General features: G+C 48.0%; 14 protein-coding genes and 2 pseudogenes. 7 read left to right on the top strand and 9 right to left on the bottom strand.

All coding sequences use genetic code 11. The annotated features are described in order from the left end of the window. Nucleotides 1-215: 215 nt before the first annotated feature. From IQ256_RS24515 to IQ256_RS24500, 4 genes are all read right to left on the bottom strand, one after another. Complete coding sequence (locus tag IQ256_RS24515; RefSeq protein WP_193858317.1) at nucleotides 216-1,355, bottom strand: phosphoadenosine phosphosulfate reductase family protein; 1,140 nt, start codon at nucleotides 1,353-1,355, stop codon at nucleotides 216-218. 209 nt (nucleotides 1,356-1,564) lie between these two features. Further along, nucleotides 1,565-2,233: a hypothetical protein gene (locus IQ256_RS24510; protein ID WP_193858316.1), complete on the bottom strand. Its 669-nt coding sequence runs from the start codon at nucleotides 2,231-2,233 to the stop codon at nucleotides 1,565-1,567. Between the two features lie 565 nt (nucleotides 2,234-2,798). Beyond that, the gene (locus IQ256_RS24505) at nucleotides 2,799-4,616 is read right to left on the bottom strand and encodes a UvrD-helicase domain-containing protein (RefSeq protein WP_193858315.1); all 1,818 of its coding nucleotides are present in this window, start codon (nucleotides 4,614-4,616) and stop codon (nucleotides 2,799-2,801) included. A gap of 108 nt (nucleotides 4,617-4,724) precedes the next feature. Beyond that, nucleotides 4,725-5,486, bottom strand: a complete 762-nt coding sequence (locus IQ256_RS24500; RefSeq protein ID WP_193858314.1) for a hypothetical protein — start codon at nucleotides 5,484-5,486, stop codon at nucleotides 4,725-4,727. A gap of 299 nt (nucleotides 5,487-5,785) precedes the next feature. On the opposite strand from IQ256_RS24500, the gene IQ256_RS24495 reads away from it, so the two are divergent. Together IQ256_RS24495 and IQ256_RS24490 are read left to right on the top strand one after the other, a co-directional pair. Beyond that, complete coding sequence (locus IQ256_RS24495) at nucleotides 5,786-6,643, top strand: calcium-binding protein (protein WP_193858313.1); 858 nt, start codon at nucleotides 5,786-5,788, stop codon at nucleotides 6,641-6,643. 161 nt (nucleotides 6,644-6,804) lie between these two features. Continuing rightward, a complete protein-coding gene (locus IQ256_RS24490; RefSeq protein WP_193858312.1) occupies nucleotides 6,805-7,782 on the top strand; it encodes a hypothetical protein in 978 nt (325 codons plus the stop codon). Between the two features lie 641 nt (nucleotides 7,783-8,423). On the opposite strand, the gene IQ256_RS24485 is transcribed toward IQ256_RS24490, so the two are convergent. Beyond that, the gene (locus IQ256_RS24485) at nucleotides 8,424-8,945 is read right to left on the bottom strand and encodes a hypothetical protein (RefSeq protein ID WP_193858311.1); all 522 of its coding nucleotides are present in this window, start codon (nucleotides 8,943-8,945) and stop codon (nucleotides 8,424-8,426) included. Between the two features lie 103 nt (nucleotides 8,946-9,048). Then, the gene (locus IQ256_RS24480) at nucleotides 9,049-9,438 is read right to left on the bottom strand and encodes a hypothetical protein (protein ID WP_193858310.1); all 390 of its coding nucleotides are present in this window, start codon (nucleotides 9,436-9,438) and stop codon (nucleotides 9,049-9,051) included. Nucleotides 9,439-9,597: 159 nt separating this feature from the next. Between IQ256_RS24480 and IQ256_RS24475 the strand changes: the two genes are divergently transcribed. From IQ256_RS24475 to IQ256_RS24455, 5 genes and pseudogenes are all read left to right on the top strand, one after another. Continuing rightward, nucleotides 9,598-9,813: a hypothetical protein gene (locus IQ256_RS24475; protein WP_193858309.1), complete on the top strand. Its 216-nt coding sequence runs from the start codon at nucleotides 9,598-9,600 to the stop codon at nucleotides 9,811-9,813. Nucleotides 9,814-9,889: 76 nt separating this feature from the next. Beyond that, a pseudogene (locus IQ256_RS24470) lies at nucleotides 9,890-10,192 on the top strand (transposase); the annotation flags it as partial. Nucleotides 10,193-10,226: 34 nt separating this feature from the next. Beyond that, nucleotides 10,227-10,787, top strand: a complete 561-nt coding sequence (locus tag IQ256_RS24465) for a hypothetical protein (RefSeq protein ID WP_193858307.1) — start codon at nucleotides 10,227-10,229, stop codon at nucleotides 10,785-10,787. 309 nt (nucleotides 10,788-11,096) lie between these two features. Beyond that, a complete protein-coding gene (locus IQ256_RS24460; protein ID WP_193858306.1) occupies nucleotides 11,097-11,708 on the top strand; it encodes a hypothetical protein in 612 nt (203 codons plus the stop codon). Between the two features lie 188 nt (nucleotides 11,709-11,896). After that, nucleotides 11,897-13,030, top strand: coding sequence for a DNA cytosine methyltransferase (locus IQ256_RS24455; RefSeq protein ID WP_193858305.1), 1,134 nt, complete (start codon nucleotides 11,897-11,899; stop codon nucleotides 13,028-13,030). A gap of 69 nt (nucleotides 13,031-13,099) precedes the next feature. Here the strand turns inward: IQ256_RS24455 and IQ256_RS30550 are convergent, their stop codons facing one another. The 3 genes and pseudogenes from IQ256_RS30550 to IQ256_RS24440 all read right to left on the bottom strand — a co-directional run bounded on the left by IQ256_RS30550 (nucleotide 13,100) and on the right by IQ256_RS24440 (nucleotide 15,902). Next, a complete protein-coding gene (locus tag IQ256_RS30550) occupies nucleotides 13,100-13,708 on the bottom strand; it encodes an excalibur calcium-binding domain-containing protein (protein WP_193858304.1) in 609 nt (202 codons plus the stop codon). A 99-nt stretch (nucleotides 13,709-13,807) separates the two neighbouring features. Next, a pseudogene (locus IQ256_RS24445) lies at nucleotides 13,808-15,462 on the bottom strand (ISL3 family transposase). A gap of 41 nt (nucleotides 15,463-15,503) precedes the next feature. Further along, nucleotides 15,504-15,902, bottom strand: a complete 399-nt coding sequence (locus IQ256_RS24440; RefSeq protein WP_193858303.1) for a MarR family winged helix-turn-helix transcriptional regulator — start codon at nucleotides 15,900-15,902, stop codon at nucleotides 15,504-15,506. Nucleotides 15,903-16,042: the final 140 nt, after the last annotated feature.

The following is a 16,042-nucleotide window of genomic DNA, read 5'->3' as shown; positions in this document are numbered from 1 at the left end:
TCGCTCTGTTCTCTGCATTAGCTGTGGAGTTGAGCACGATAGAGATGAGAACGCCGCTCGTAATATCGAATCGTCTGGGCTGGAGTTAGCCCAAGACGTTAACTGAACGATGAACGCATGTAAGACTAGGTTTCCTAGCAGCGCGATTGCTTCGTTAAGCCAGCCGTACGGTAACAGCAAGTCTGTTATCTAGCCGGAGAATCCCCTTGCTTCAGCTAGGGGAGCATATCAATGATCAGCCGAGCGATCGCCAGAAACGCTGTATCAGTCCAGAACACTAGATGCTCTGAACGACAGTTGAGCAGGAACGAGAGCAAGAACGCTGAGGGCAACGGCTTCACTAGAGACAGTTCTTGCAGCGTTCGATGCAATTTCTTGCGCTTCTTCAGAGACATCCCGAGAACTTCCCCGCTCAGAGAGGCTAACCATCGGCTCTGCTGGAACCCCCAACCTCCAACGATTTCCATCAGCGACAGCTCTGCCCATGTCCACGGATTATGCTGAGCGCCGTTGACGATGTCGTTAGTTGAGGCGAGGACGCACATGCTGCACGATAGCCGTGTGTTACCAGCAGCGTATGCCCAGTGGCAGGGAAACCCTGCGACCGCTTGCTTGACCTTGCCAGATCGGTAGAGGGTTGTACGGTGAGCGACATCGGCTGAAGACGTGCCATTGTAGTTCCAGACCTCTTCCAGAGTCCAGTGATGGATTGGATGCCAGGTAATCGCAAATCGGCCCTTCCGGTCAGAATCTAGCCACAGTTGATAAGCTTGCTCTGCCCAGGCTTCTTTCTCTTCGGCAGTCTTGTATTCTTTTGGCGTCTTGTACCAAGTTGATGCGATATCATTCCTCACTTGGTAGCGCGGCTTTTTAGCCCTAGCCGACGATTCTTCTGCTCGCAAGCCGATGGCACAAACGACAAAGTCATGACCACGCAGCAGCTTATCAGCTGGCTGTGTCTTCTCATGCTTGGTGCAGAAGCGAGCAGCGGCGCTGCTCCAGAATGGCTTGTCTTCTTGCTTTGAAATGATGGTCTCGTAGCGATGCTGCCACTCTCCAATCATCGATCTCTTAGGCCATAGCTTGATTAGAGGAACAGACAAATCTCCATATAGTTTCTGTATGTGTTCAATGACACCGAGCCACTCGATTCTCCCCAGTTCACAGAAGAGAGCGGATAGCTCGCCTTTCCAGCCGTTTGCCTGATATAACTTGGCAAGGAAGCGCAACATAGCATCGCTATCTTTGCCTCCGCTGATGGATACGGACAGCGCTGCGCCCTGCTCCATGAGGCTACGAATGAATTCTGGTATGGAATCCTGCTGATAAACAGGATCGAATAGAGAGCTTTGCATGGCAACTCCTTAGTAAGTTCAGCCATACAAAGCGTTAGCTGTGCAATGAACTTGAGCTGAATTGAGTAGTTGAAAGAACTCTTCTCTGGTGATTCTAGGGAAGAGTTTTCAAGATGTTACTACGCTTGACAGTATATTAGTACTATAAAAAGAAAATCTCTTCTTTAGCTTTGACTAAAGAAGAGACTGGAGGTGCCAAGCTGTTGCTTTTAGAACGGAATGTCGTCCCCGCCGTTACTGACGGGTACTACCGCCTCAACCCGCTGAGGACTCATCTGCTGAGGAACTTGATATTCGTAGCCGTTAGCCTCTGCAACAGCCGTCTGTGCGACTCTAGCGATCGTTGCCAAACTGTCGGAGTCTACTCGATCTGGTTTTATCTCGCGCTTCTCAGCTCCGACGTAGATTGTGCAGAATTGAGCTGGGCCTTCTTGGGCTTCCCATGCTCTACACTCTATTACAACTTCATTTCGCAATTCCTCTTGCGACATCATCGTAATGGACGATAGCGCTGTCCGGCAGAATATACGATTATGAGCCATTACGATGAGATATCTGCCATCCGAGCATTCTAGTTGGAGGTACCATCTAGTGGCACCTTTCTCGTTCTTCTTATGCCAGAGACGTGTGATTCTGCCGCGTAGCTTATCCGATGGACAATCAACAAAGTCTTTTGGACCTTCTCCGGGCATCGACCATAGGCCGCTTGGATGCTGCGGGTTGGTGAAAATCAAAGTTGCTTCCTCTTCTTTGATCCAAGGGCTTTTGTTTCCCTTGAGAGCATTCACAAATGCGATCAAAGCTTGGGTTAGTTGTGGATCACCCGCCACCATGTTCAGTAATCCGATTGCCTCATTAGTCAGTTGTGGGTTGTTCATAGTTGATACCTTTTGATGAATTACCAGAAGCCTGAAGTGACTTCTAAAACTTCGCGGCAATCGCCGCTCTTGCAATGACAAAAAACAGAAGCACCGCGCAGATATACTCTGTGCAGTGCTTCGTCGAAACCTTGGCGGGTAGTTGAGCTTAGAACGGCTGTTCGGTGTATAGTTCGCACTTCTGTGCGTGTGTTTTACTTATCTGTGAAATTCCTGCCGCTGCGCGACACATGCAATATCCGGAACCGTCGGACCTTGCCCGCCAGTTGATGCAAAGCTGACACGTTCGTGTAGCAGTCCTCGGTTCAAACCAGTCTCTAAATACTCTGAAAAGCATATTTATGGGATGAGTAGCGATCTGTCGCTGCTCGTCTTTCAGCAGATCTAGCTCTTCAGCAGCTCCGTCTTGCTGTCTTTCTCTGACTTCTTGCTCTACTTGATATTCTAATTCGAGTGGCATTTAGAAAACCTCTTCCTTACATCAGTGCTTCGCGGCGATAGCCGTCCTGAAGCCGCTGAAAGAAGAAGGACTTTGCACAGAAAGATCTGTACAAAGTCCCTGAGTTTATAAAGCATCAAGCATCTGCCTAACTGCTGCGATGTCTGCTGAAGTTGCTAGCTTCAGAAGGTCTTTAGCAACTGTCTGCACACCCAGCTTTTCGCAAAGCCGGACAACATTTGCGTCTGGTGCTTTCTCGATCACCTCAGCATCTGGTTCGACCTTGGCTGGTAGCCAGCTTGGTTCCCCGACGAAGAACAGCTCAGAAGTAGAGCGGGTTAGGGCAACATAGAGAAGGTTCTCCTCTTGCTTTAGCTGCCAGGGCTGTTGACCCTTCCAAGTCAGTGGCAGGTCATCCGGCTTGAGCAGGAATATCCGCTTGCCCTCCAGACCTTTGCTTCTATGAACGGTTGACAATGTGATCGGTGAATCATCATTGTCGGCAAACATGCTGTCGATGTGCGTCGCTAGATCAACGACGCTAGTTGCACTGACCTGGGACTGGTAAATTGCCTCTAGCGCATCCAATCTGTCAGAGAGGCTCTGCATCAGCTGCTCGTAATTTTCCAACCCTTTATACCGCTCAGCCTTCAGCTCCCCATACTCGCCTAGAAACCTTGAGAACTGCGAGAAGTGGAACCCTGGTAGCTTAGTAATGTTCTCAAGCTCACGCTTGAGCGTCTCGCCGATGTTCCGGCCTTTAACAGCGGCGCGAACGCCATCTGCAATCAGCCGAATACAGAGTCGCACCAATGGTGCCGTCTTTCGTGACAGTACCATGTCGCCAGTCTTCAGCATCTGCTTAAGCTGAGCGTCGCCGATGGTTTGAATGGAACCCACAGGTGCGTCATCCCGAGGCTCAATCGGGATATGAGGGAACAGATATCTGACTAGTCGTATATGAGAGCTTGGGCACCTATAGCAGGTTGAGAGCGGCAACTCTACAGCCTTAGCCTGATCGACGATGTTGCTATAGCTGTTGCAGTCTGCACCAGCGAAGCCCATGATGGCTTGTGCAGGGTCACCAACAAAGATGATTCGCCCAGCCTTTCCTCTATAGCCGCTGACCTGCCCAGACAGCATTAGCGCTAACGTCAACTGAGTCTGATTGAGATCTTGGCACTCATCTACGAACAGGTATTCGTAGGCCCGAAACCAAGGCCGAGTATCTAGCTGCCAAAGCACTGGCAGCCAGATCATATCGGTATAGTCTAAGACGCCCTTTGTTCGGGCGATGATTTTACCTACTTGGAGGCAAACCACGATAGCTTCAGCAATCTGAGAGAACTCAAACGCCTCTATTTCATGGTCTTTCGCCAAGTCCCGGATGACTTCTGCACAGGCAGTCTGGTTTGTCAGGCGAACTAGATCTACGAGCTTTAGAAATTCTGATTCAGAACAAACTTGCTCTTCTATCAAGCTACCCTTTTTGTCGCCAGTAGATAAATATCCTCTTTCTCGCGCAATCTTCCTATATTTACATTCTTGCACATCTATTTTTACCTCAATCTCTTTCCTTAGTAGGCTATAACCTACTGAGTGAAGTGTAGACGAGCAATATTTCCAATCTCGGCCAAGCTTTAAGATTTTAGTTTGAAGGTCTTTAGCATTAGCTTTGCCAAAGACTAGCACCTTTAGTGTGCTGGCTAGAACGCCTTTAGCAGCTAGTGCGATCGCTGCTATCATCAGCGTTGATGATTTTCCTGAACCAGCAACAGCATTGCAAGCTCCATTTTTAGTTTTCTCTAACAGAAACTGGATGATTGCCTTCTGGTAGGCGGAAGGCTTGTAGCCTATTATGCGTTCGATCCGTTCCTCTATCGAGAGGTCTGAGGAAAGCCTCTCGATAGCATTTTTCTTAAGTATTGGTTTTGCGACTACCATACGTTCTCCCTTTTGAAGGTCAAACATTCGTCGCGGTAGCGACTAGCTACCTGTTCTCTAGCGTTTCAGCTCGTCCTTTATGAAAAGCCATTGCGGGTTCAAATCGGGTTAAGCCTGCATCTCTTTTACCTCTTTGTTTTGGCTATGTTGATGCTCTCTTATTCGATTAGCTATCTGCTGAAATCGCCTGACATCTTCTGGAACTACCCTTGAAGCTGCGTGGTCAATCTGCCCGTTTGCATCGATAAGAATAGGGTCATCTCCTCTATCCTTGGCGTAGATTCGCATTGTATTAGACGCAAGGTTAATAACAATTCTGTAGTTGGCTTTCCCTTCGACTTGACGATGCCCATCCTTCTCTTCGCCAAGAGAGTTTGCGATTTCTCGACCTAGTGCCGCAAAAGTTGTGTCCGACTCCTCGGCGCTCATCTGTTTCGCTGGATCGCCTTCTGCTGGCGATGATTTTCTATTTTTGAATGCCTTTGAATCTGAGTGCTGCTTAGGCACATGTTGCCGATATTCGTTGATGTACTCAGCTACACTTTGCTTAGTCTCAGGTGGGCAATATTCGGCTAGCTCAGGGCGCAAGCTGAACAGATGAGCCCAAGCAATAGTGTCTCCATCTAGTATTGTGCCTGCCTCGTCTCTGCTGAAGCCAACTTTCGTAGCTGCTTCAAAAAATAGATCTGTGGGATCTTCTGAGAATGGAATTCCGCGTGATTGCAGCCAGTTACTCCACCCGAAAGTGTATTGTGCAAAGTACCAAAGCCGTCTCTCTTTGTCCTCACTTTTGATGAGATGGCCGTTGTCCAAAACATTGGAAGATCTCGGTGTTATCAGTTCTCTTAATTGAATAGGATCTGCTTTCATATCGCTGTGTTGATATGTTAATCATTATTAAGCTTTGGGTGATGCAGGCAGTCACTGATTTAGAGATTATGTGTGCATATTTCCGAGTTATTGATACATAGATAGAACAGAATTTGGCTGAATCGATACAAGCAGGCTTTTTTCTATACAGAATCACCCATTATTTACACAGAGCGTATACACGACTTATACAGGACGTATACATAAACAGCAAGATTTGTGCATAAACATCACTTTTGCGAAAGCAGCAGCAGTGCTTTAGTTTGTTGTGTGAAAGTTTAGTGTATTGAATTGATTTTATGCCTTCTTCTATCAGACTGGAATTTGGACTTGCAGAATTTGACCGTAATCCACGCTATGAACCAAAGTACATCACTGAATTCCCATTTGTAGGTGGTAGAGGAAACGATACTTTCCTAGGCGACGGCTCTGATAACAAGCTGATAGGACGCAGAGGCAACGATCTGCTACTCGGTGGTGCAGGTAGCGACGTGCTTATCGGCGGCAAAGGGGAAGATGAGCTTTTCTTTGACGTGCCTTTTTCTTGGAACCCCGCGCCCAGCAACTCCAAAGGTGTATTTGCTGATCTCAACAAAGGGAGGGCGGTTGATTACTTTGGAGATGTAGATAAGCTTATTTCCATAGAGCACGTTTGGGGTACTCAGTTCAGCGATGAGTTGATTGGTAGTCGCGCTGCCAATGACATAGCTGGAGGCTCTGGTGACGATAAGATTTTTGGGCTGGGTGGAGACGATCTTTTGTATGGAGGACTAGGAAAAGACTTTTTGATTGGCGGACGAGGTAGAGACCAATTTTTGTATCTAGGCGCAGATGAAGGTGGTGATCGCATTGAAGGCTTTAAATCCGGCGTCGATGAGTTTCTAATCAGCTCAAGGCACTTTAGTGGCGTAAGTTATCCAGTGGGTAGCCCTCCGCCAGAAGACCTTCCAGTAGGAACCCTGTCAAATGAAATGTTCTTTCTAGGCTCTTCTGCTCAAAACGATGATCAACTCTTTGGCTACAATCCTACGAACTCAACAGTTGTCTTTGACTCTAACGGAAAGAAACGTGGTGGAGTCCAGGTTCTAGCCACACTGTCTAGGGGTAGTAGTCTGGCTATTGAAGCCTCTGATATCAACATATTTGCGCCTGTTTAGGCAAAGGAGTTAGAGCCTGTGACAAACTCTATGGACATCACTTTTGCGTAAGAAGCAATAGTGCCTTATTTTGTTGGTTGAAAACTCAAGCAAAGTTTTAATATTGTGCCTTCTTTCTTGGGTGCCCTTTTAGTGCTGAAAAAGCTAGTGGCAGTGGATGTATGAACGATGAACAGGGCAGAATACAGTCCCCTTCCGTGTCAGACGATCTGTTTGGACGGTTAAGAAACGCAGGTGTAGACATAGACACAGCAAAAAGTTTAGTTGAACAACATAGAGTTGAGATAAAGGCGGCGGTAGGGGCTCTTTATGATTCTGACGTCAGAGAACCGGATCTGCCCCCGCCTGATAGCTTTGCAGATCGACTGTCTCGAACCGAACTTTCCGAGGACGTACGGCAAGAATTCCTAGCTGAAGTAAGCAGTGATGTGGCGAAAGCTGTTGAGGCAGAAAGGGAAGATATCTATTATGAGCTTACCCTTGAGAACCAGCCGACACTGTACGAGTTGGAGGGTTACGAGAGCGAAGAAGAATGGTATGAATCGGAAGTAGAAGGATATTGCTCGGAAGTAGAAGAACCCGAAGTAGAAGAGGCCGAATTAGCAGAAACGCGAGAGCCAACCTCAGATGAATTAACTATTGCCTCCCTTGATAGTCAGGAAGAACAAAGCTCGCAAGGTCCGCCTGATCTAGGTAATCCCAATGAAGAACACGTTGCTGAATCTCCAACAGAAGCATCGGAACTAGAGAGGGCCAAGGAGATCCTTGGAATTGCATCTCAATTTTTTGCTTTCGCCGAAACGCAAGGAGGGTTGACGCTCAATGAGGATTTTGGCGAGTGGAGAGCTTCTGGAGAGATGTATGACGTTTCCTACATGCATGATTCAGGCTTCGTAGTGCGCGCTAAGGATGAGAACGGGATGTTTCTCTCTAGTGATAATGATGAGCTGTATCCATATCATTTCCGCGCGGTTGGCCAGCAGGACTTAGAAAGATTTAGGAAAGTAGAGAAGATTCTAGAGAGTCAGTCCTTCGATCGGGATCAATTACCAGTGGATACGGTAGCCATTTCCGATGAAAAGTTGGCTGCGACTTACGCAACCGCAAGGTCTAATTCGGGCATTGATTTTCAGCAATAACTCAATCTAGAGTAGCGGAAACCGAGCGGTTACCCCTTAGTTGTGCAGCAGTGGCTACCAGTCGCTCATGCGCGATGTCCTATGGGACTACGTAAATTCTAGGTGGAAATTCCGCACAGATCAATCAAACTGATATCCGCAGCGTGATGGCCGCAGAGGCCAGACAAATAGAAAAGTGCGCTCTAACTGGACGCACCATCGAACCCTACGAAGAGATGTAGCTGGCCATGACCACTCAAGGCGAACTAGTTCCACTTAGCGTCGATAGCCTAGATGAAGAATAAGTAGCAAGAGAAGGGGGATAACGAGTAATCGCGTCATCACAGCAGCACAACAGGCAAACGCTAGCAGCGATTACACTCTGCTCTAGTGCTTCTACCTTTAGCCTAATCAGTAGGGCGGGTGGATAGGGGCGATCGCGTGCTAGCAAATGTGATTACGGGTAATCACGTCATCACAGTCGAACTACATAGGCACTGACAACAGGTGAAAAACAGGGGCCCGACCATCTTGCAGATTAGTAGAGCTAGAGAGCAAAGACAGCAGCTCACCTTACCTATCAGCTCTCCATCGCAGTGCTCTGCATACCGGGCACCGGGGGCATCGCTCTCTTTTACTACTACGCGGCTTCTACCACTACGTTACGGGCGCAGCACTGGCGAATCATTGATAGCTTTTGATAGCGTCTCCCTAGGGACGTTGTATGCCTCAAGCACACTGGCGATGACCGCCTCTTTGTATTTAGGGAACTCGATTTCATCCGCTTGCTTCAGGATCATATATTGACTGTAAAGCTGCAATATCTTTTCTTTGTGACAAGTGCAATCGTAGAAAATACGGGGGAAGGCGCAAGTATCGGACTTAGACCATACTTCCACAACTTCTTGACTCAGCTCACGCCAAGGATTCAGATAAGGCTGTAGATGGGTGTTGGCGTTGAGTACTCCTTCAACTTTCCATTCAGCTAGATCAGGCAAAATATTCTTGGCTGTAGCTGCTCTTAACGTGTTTATTAATATCCAGAGGTTATTTCTTCCTATGGAACTCAGCAGCAATCTTGCCGCAGTAGCTGACTGTTCACAGTCCATGCTCCTTCGGGACCGAATATGCTTTACTAGTTTCTCTAACTGCTGCTCTACCTGCATTTCATATTCCTCAGTCATCCGACAAGGTACATTCTCTCTAACTCGATTCAACTGACTTTAGCAATCGATGTCGGTGAGCTGCTGAGGGCAAGAAACAGCCCACGACGCTGTTCAGTAGCGCTTAGACAGCTCCATCTGAACTCGCTTCGTCTGGACTATTCGCCAACGTCTGATCCAGGGACACCCGTTGCGCTCCTGAATGGAGTAGATGTAGCAGAACATCCTGTTCGTTCCAGTTCGCTCGGCTGGGGTCTTCTGCTATGACTTGCGGAAATACCTCCTTAAATCTGGAGGATGACGCCACCTCTTCAAATGGCTCTGATAACAGCAGGTCATCGAATAGCGCTGAAACTTTGGCAAAGTTCTTCAATGCATCTGGATCGAAGATACGAGGCATCCTCTTGATATTGCCAGCAATCTCCTCTTTTAATTCTTCGCGGCTGCGGTCTGAGCGCTTCATCTCTCTCTCCAGCTCTCGCTGGAAGATAGGACTTTCATAATCGATAGTCATTCGACTTATCTATACGAGGACTTGCCTCCATTCTGTCGAACTTTCCTACCCTTTTCAAGCGCTCTCTCGCATCCCTACGCGAAAGCCTTCAACTACACCAAAAACTAGACGCGCTGAATTCAGGCTATGATGCAGAGCGTATCTGAGGTCGGTTTGAGCATGGGTCGGAAGTCTATCCCTGGAAAAAAGCAGCTAACTGCTCAACTACTGGGGTGGGTATACCAGGCTCTCAGGGATGATGCGATCTCAAAAGGCTACTGCTATGAGCGCTCGGGAGAGGAGCAGCCCAGATGGGGAGATTACTTTAAGGCGATCGCGCTAGGAATAAGCAGCGGTAGTATCAACATCCCTCAAAAAGATGACTTGAACAAATAACTAAAGTTAGTTATTTTAGTAGTGTTGATAGAGACAAGGTAGCAGAGAAGGATGAAATATGCCGTTATTGCTAAGATCTATTTGTATTGAAGCCTTCTTTCCTCAGGTCGAGAAACCGACCGTAATTGTCATGGACCAAGCCTCTATCCACACGGGCCAGCAGATCAGAGAACGGCGCGACGAGTGGGCCGCGCGCGGACTTCATCTGTTCGAATTACCGACCTACTCGCCAGAGCTGAACCTGATTGAAATCCTCTGGCGGTTCATGAAGTATGAGTGGATAGAGATCGAGGCTTATCAAAGCTGGGAAAGCCTCAAGCGGCATGTCGAAGCAATGCTAGTAGGCTTTGGCGACAAGTTTGTAATTAATTTTGCGTAGGCACTTATGAGAAAGCAGTTTTTGAGATTGAATAATGCCGAAAACAATCAAAGAGCTAGAAACGCTCATCTTTATCGAATTAGGAAATGATAAAGGACTAATCAAGCACAACAAGGAACAAGCATTGGCGCAGCTTGAAAAGACGAATGAGGAGATCGGCCAGCTTCGGACTGCGATTGGTGAATACGAGGAAGCAAAGCACGACATTGCGAATGGTGAGTCAAAATATACAGATCATGATTTGCCTCACTTGTTGCAGGCAATCAAGATTGAGGCTGGGGATGTGCTGGTGACGCTGGCTATTCAGTGCGCTATTCAGCCTGATGTTGCTGACCTATCATTGGCTATTCCGCGCGAGCGGAATTTTACTCTGTGGACTGATGCCGGAAATCAATCTTTGATACAAATGTATATATGCTCTTTCTTAGATTCAGAGGTTATGGAAGTTGCGATCGCGCAGCTTGCTTTGTGGGTAGAAGGTGAAGTTGAAGTCTACGGACTTGGGCTTGATGAGTGTCTTGAAGCTGCAGTGAAACAATTCACCTCAATCAGCGACGCTAATCTTCTGAGAGCGACGACAGTGAGAGACCAATAGGGAGAGTGATCTGATTTTTATGGGAAAGCAGAAGAACAAAGAAGAAGGTAGTTAGGGATCGCTTCAAACGAATTCTGCTTTTTGAACTAGACTGAGACGCATTCCCCCACTTGAACGAAGTGGGGGTCGAGGAACAGGTGAGTGTAGCGAACAATTGCGTAGCAACGCTAATCGTCGTGACCTTTTTGGACTGCTCGACCTGAACCTGAGGAGAAAGGCTCGAAGACAGTAGAAACAGGACTATGGGCGCTCTGGAGAGAGATAGAGCGGATCGAGAAAACAATACATCCACGGACGTAGGTGCCTAACATGAAAGTGAAGAGGACTTTTGAAAAACTGATGAAAAGAAAGATGATCTTACACAGAAAAAAGATTTTTCTCCTTGCTGCCCTTTCTACGCTAGCCGGGCTAAGTGCTCTCTTGTTCTGCGACAAGCTTCCAACCAGAAGAGAACGCCCTATTGCTTGGATAGGAGAACCTATCTCCTATGAGTCTGGTAATAACACCCAAATTACCATCACAAATAGTTTGTTGAACAATTCAGATTACCCAGGTGCCGCAGGTGCAGTTTTACATCATTATAATGATTCTTTGAAGAAGCAGACAGAAGAGGGTAAGAGTACCTATATCTATACTCCTGATAACATAACGCTCAACCAGTTGACAGCCGGTTGGCTACCCTTACGTGATCGCATTCAAGCTGCTTCTGAAGAGCAGTCGGGAGGGTGGCAGGATATCTGCTTTGATTACTTTTACTTCTGGGAAGAGGTTGAAGCGTATCGGACTTATGTAAAGCGGGTAAAATCTAAGTCTCCAGATGGAGAGTGGCATGGTGAGATCGCTAAAGCAACACCCCGTCAGCCACGTGAAATCATCGAACGAGAGGCTGCTGTCAGAAAGTGCATAGCCTTTGATGAGTAGCTCGGGACTGGTTCGGAACGAGGTGACGCTTTAGACCGAGCGGAGCGTCTCAGTGAATGGGAACGACTTCTAGCAAAGTAGCAACTTGGTCGATGATACCCTGTTCGAGAGCAGCGCGGGCGATGACTTCTCTGAGCCAGCTTAGCTTCTGCATTCTCTCTTGAACGCTAAACAGGCACTGAGCTATTATGAAAGCAATCGATCTCTTTTGCGGCTGCGGCGGTATCTCTGCGGGTTTAGAGCTAGCTGGATTTGAAGTCATGGCTGGGGTAGACATAGAACCAAAATACTTGACTACTTTTTCGCATAACTTCGGTAAAGAAAAAAGCTTTCACTTAGACCTAGTATCTACCGACCCAGGAGAATTTATGAAAAGGGTCGGAATCTTAGAAGGTGAGCTAGACCTTTTAGTTGGAGGATCTCCATGTCAAGGGTTTTCGAAGAATGTACCTAGAAAGCAACGTTACCTTGATGCACCTAACAACCGCCTAATCAAAGTGTTTTTGGACTATTGTGAAGCGTTGAATCCCGGCCTCATTCTTATGGAAAATGTGGCTGAAATGAAAAACGGTTTTGATAAGACATACAGTACAGAAGTCATAGACAGGTTGTCAGACAAAGGGTATTCGGTAACCGAAGTTGTGCTAAACGCAGCAGACTATGGCGTGCCTCAAAGAAGAAGAAGAGCTTTCTTTTTAGCTAATAGATATGGCGTAAGCTTTGATGCACCTGAACCAACTCACATGTTGCCTAATCAGCAAATGAATTTTTTATCGTCTAAATCACACGTCACTGTCTGGGAAGCAATTGGCGATCTTCGGCCCCTACTTCATGGAGAACAGCCAGATGAGTGCGAATACGCAGAAGCGCCGTTTTCTGAATTTCAGATTTTGATGAGAGGCTCCAGAAAAACTGTCAGAAATCATATTGCGAGAAAGCTAAGAACCAAGCAATTTCAACGACTATCTGCTTTGAAGCCAGGACAAGGGCTCAAAGATCTTCCGGTCGAGCTACAAGTTAAGAGTGGCTACAGTGGAGCTTACGGACGCTTGACTAAGGACATGATTGCTCCTACTATTACGCGCTGGGTCTTTCATCCGGGTTCTGGCCGCTGGGGGCATCCGGTTGATATTCGCACCTTGAGTATTCGTGAGGTGGCGAGAATTCAAAGTTTCTCGGACAATTTTGAGTTTGTTGGAAGCTATAACGATCAGGCTAGACAACTAGGTAATGCCGTACCACCGCTTTTAGCAAAGGCAATAGTTGAAGATATGGTTTTGCAACAGCAGTTAGCGCGATCACAACCTCCAAACGCTCTATAGCAGCGTCAGACGATTCGCCTTCTCGGCCAGTAAATAGTAGGTTCTGTAGCTTTTAGATCCCTACATCAGCTAGAACTCACACGCAACACCATCGCCATCGCGATCTCGTCTAGAAGTATACTCAGGGTCACCACTAACGAAGTTGCCGTATCCAGCAGCGTTGTAGTCTTTGCAGGTTCGGTAGACAGGACGAGCAGGCGGGGTGTAGACAGGTTCTGGCTCGGAAATAGGCTCTGGTTCTGGTGCAGACACGACCTCATCTTCAGGCTCTACAGTAGCCTGAGGCGCAGGACCACCGACGATGACTATGATATCTTCCAGGAGAAGCGAACCATCATCATCAATTAGGTCAACTCGAATAGTCCCCTCTGAGTCAATGCGGTAAGTATCGGTGTCGTTGAGCGTGCCCTGATTGTTCATGCAGTCTGAAAACTCGTTGACAGTTCTCATCTTGGCGCTGTCATTGGATAGCGTGTAGGTAAATTTCTGAGTTTGATAGTCTACAGGTGCAATGTCACCGCACTCTGGAGTCCAAGTGGCAGTTATGACACTTTTATCTGGATAGACTTCCATCACGCCGTCGAAAGTGTATTGAAAGTCAAATCCTGTTCTCGTAACCGTTATAGGGTAGGTAGCTTCTGGTGCAGGGGCGCTTGGCTTTGCTGGCTCAGCGAGCACAGGTGTTGAGGCTGGAGTGTTCGACTCAGTGCAAAATGACGTCTGCTTCGGGCTCTTACGAACTTTTGGTGATCCGCAGCCAAGCGGGTGAAAATACGTTCAGCTCAGGATGAATCGCTTGGCTAACAGGTCGAGTCCTGCCCGTCCAAACATCTGTCGCTTGAGCATCTTGAGTCGATTGTTCTGTCCTTCCACTTGTCCATTGCTGACTTCCAGCGTGACACCCGCTTTGACCGCATCATAGTCTTCTATCAAACTCTTGGCGAATGTCTGAAATGCTTTGATAGAACTGTTCGTCGCGTTCTTTAGCCAACCATCCAACTGCTCAGACAATCTTTCTCGCACCAGCTCAAGAAACCCTTGAGCTAAGGAAATGGCCTCTGATAATTCAGGCTGCGCAGTCAACTTTTCTAAGAGTTGTTCTTGTTCATTATCTAGCGTTTCAGAACGTTGCAAGATAAGCCACGCTACTCGTCGAGCACTCAGTGCTTTCTGACCGGCTCGCTTGACTTTGGGGGCAGGGCCACGACCCGGCAGTTCATTGAGCGATTCGGGTGCTGGTCTCATGGGCAGATGGGATTGACGCAGTGGCTGAAGGTAGCGGGCCACCATCGCATAGCTGCCGGTAAATCCATGTTGTTGAATCTCTTCAAACAGCCGTTTGGCATGGCGCTTTCCCTGTTGCCATTGCTCAATCAGGTAGGACTTATATGGATCAAGACCACTGCTATATTTCCGGTTAGGGGATTGCCATTCTGGAAAGCTCTCATGAGAGAGGTAGGTGTAGACGGTGCGCTTGCCCATCCCTAGATGATGCGCAATATCTTCGATTTTGTAGCCTTGTTTCCTGAGAGCATGAGCTTGATTGTAGTTTTCTAGACGCTGGGTGCGTTTTTCCTCTCGCCGTTGTTGACAGGACGTTTTCGGTCTGGGTAGCTCAGGGAGGTCAATGCCAGCTGCCTGAAGCTGAGCGGCCTCGACCGATTTGATGGCTTGCGCTTTCCCTTGAAAGGCTTTTTCGAGTGTCTCTTCCAGATTTTGCAGTAGGTGAAAGCGATCTGCTACTTGAATGGCCTCTGGTGCGCCCGCTGTCATCCCTCTTTTATAAGCTTTGGAGCGGTCGCGCGATAGGATCTCAATGCCAGGATGTGCTTTCAACCAAGCCTCTAGCGTCTCAGCGGTGCGGTCGGATAACAGCGCAATCGGCTTATGGATCTCTAGGTCAACTAGGATCGTGCCGTAGTGCTGTCCTCGGCGCAGGGCGAAGTCGTCTACACCCAGGGGATACAAGGTGTTTTGATCGGCGGCAGCGGTAAGCGGGACAGCAGATTGAGCAAGGTGCTCCCACAGCAGCGTAAACCAAGGTGAACACACAAGCGGGCACCCGCTTGTCCTCCTAAGGAAAGGGCGATCGCTTGTAGGTGTTCAGTCAGTCGCTGTGTTTTTCTGGCCCAAGGGGCGGCAACGTCAGGAAATCGTTCAGTGAAGATGCGGCGAGGGCAAGCCGGATTGTGGCAAAAGAACTTACAGACTTGAACGATCAGCGTCAGGCTAAATGCCACGCAGGGCAAATCGGCCAACGTGCGCTCATGGCGACTATGGACGCGATGGCTTAGCTGGCCGCAGATGGGACAAGCCGCCTGTATCTGGGTGGACGTCAGGTTGAGTGTCAGCCGGTGCTCACTGGGCAGCAGATCATAACTATCGAGATGAAGCAGATGAAAGCTAGGTAGCAGGCGTTGAAGCAATTCCATGAGTGAAGCACCCGAGAGGTAATGGCTTCAATAGTTTCCTGCTACTCGCCTTGGATCACCAAAAGTTCGGAAGAGCCCGAAGTCACGCGAATACGCAACTGCTGTTCAAAGTTTGGGATAGCTTGCTTTCCTGTGTTGGAAAGCCTAATCACACTCACTCTGGCATCCTGCTCACTTTTTTCAGTCGAGACCAACCCCTTTGCTTTCATCTGCTTGACGATCTGACTAACAGAAGGGTGTGAGTGGCCGATAGCCTTAGCAATCTCAGTCACCGTAGAGCTCTCCTGTTCAGCAAGGACATACAGCACTGGAAACCATCTCGGGTCTGCGGGGACGCTATAGAGACTGTAGACTTCTGCCGCATCTTCAGTAAGCGCTTCGCTCAGTCGTCTTAACCTGCTGCCGATAGCTACTTTTCCTACTTGTGTGTAGAAGTCCATAATTTAAAGGTAATTGTAACTACTCAGGCTTAAAAAAATAGAGATATTTCTCAGCGTGATGATGATAGTCAAGTAAGTTGTTAACAATTAACGCCTTTGTTCGGATAGACGTGGACAAACACCAGCCAAAGCAGCCGCTC

It is taken from the genome of cf. Phormidesmis sp. LEGE 11477 (genome assembly GCF_015207105.1).
Classification (GTDB): domain Bacteria; phylum Cyanobacteriota; class Cyanobacteriia; order Phormidesmidales; family Phormidesmidaceae; genus Phormidesmis.
The sequence above is the reverse complement of the archived record's forward strand: the minus strand, read 5'-3'. Positions and strand labels throughout refer to the sequence as shown.

Excerpts from the sequence above, each read along its gene's own strand:
- IQ256_RS24515 (WP_193858317.1), bottom strand. The coding sequence starts at position 1,355 with ATGCAAAGCTCTCTATTCGATCCTGTTTATCAGCAGGATTCCATACCA.
- IQ256_RS24510 (WP_193858316.1), bottom strand. The coding sequence starts at position 2,233 with ATGAACAACCCACAACTGACTAATGAGGCAATCGGATTACTGAACATG.
- IQ256_RS24505 (WP_193858315.1), bottom strand. The coding sequence starts at position 4,616 with ATGGTAGTCGCAAAACCAATACTTAAGAAAAATGCTATCGAGAGGCTT.
- IQ256_RS24500 (WP_193858314.1), bottom strand. The coding sequence starts at position 5,486 with ATGAAAGCAGATCCTATTCAATTAAGAGAACTGATAACACCGAGATCT.
- IQ256_RS24495 (WP_193858313.1), top strand. The coding sequence starts at position 5,786 with ATGCCTTCTTCTATCAGACTGGAATTTGGACTTGCAGAATTTGACCGT.
- IQ256_RS24490 (WP_193858312.1), top strand. The coding sequence starts at position 6,805 with ATGAACGATGAACAGGGCAGAATACAGTCCCCTTCCGTGTCAGACGAT.
- IQ256_RS24485 (WP_193858311.1), bottom strand. The coding sequence starts at position 8,945 with ATGACTGAGGAATATGAAATGCAGGTAGAGCAGCAGTTAGAGAAACTA.
- IQ256_RS24480 (WP_193858310.1), bottom strand. The coding sequence starts at position 9,438 with ATGACTATCGATTATGAAAGTCCTATCTTCCAGCGAGAGCTGGAGAGA.
- IQ256_RS24475 (WP_193858309.1), top strand. The coding sequence starts at position 9,598 with ATGGGTCGGAAGTCTATCCCTGGAAAAAAGCAGCTAACTGCTCAACTA.
- IQ256_RS24465 (WP_193858307.1), top strand. The coding sequence starts at position 10,227 with ATGCCGAAAACAATCAAAGAGCTAGAAACGCTCATCTTTATCGAATTA.
- IQ256_RS24460 (WP_193858306.1), top strand. The coding sequence starts at position 11,097 with ATGAAAGTGAAGAGGACTTTTGAAAAACTGATGAAAAGAAAGATGATC.
- IQ256_RS24455 (WP_193858305.1), top strand. The coding sequence starts at position 11,897 with ATGAAAGCAATCGATCTCTTTTGCGGCTGCGGCGGTATCTCTGCGGGT.
- IQ256_RS24440 (WP_193858303.1), bottom strand. The coding sequence starts at position 15,902 with ATGGACTTCTACACACAAGTAGGAAAAGTAGCTATCGGCAGCAGGTTA.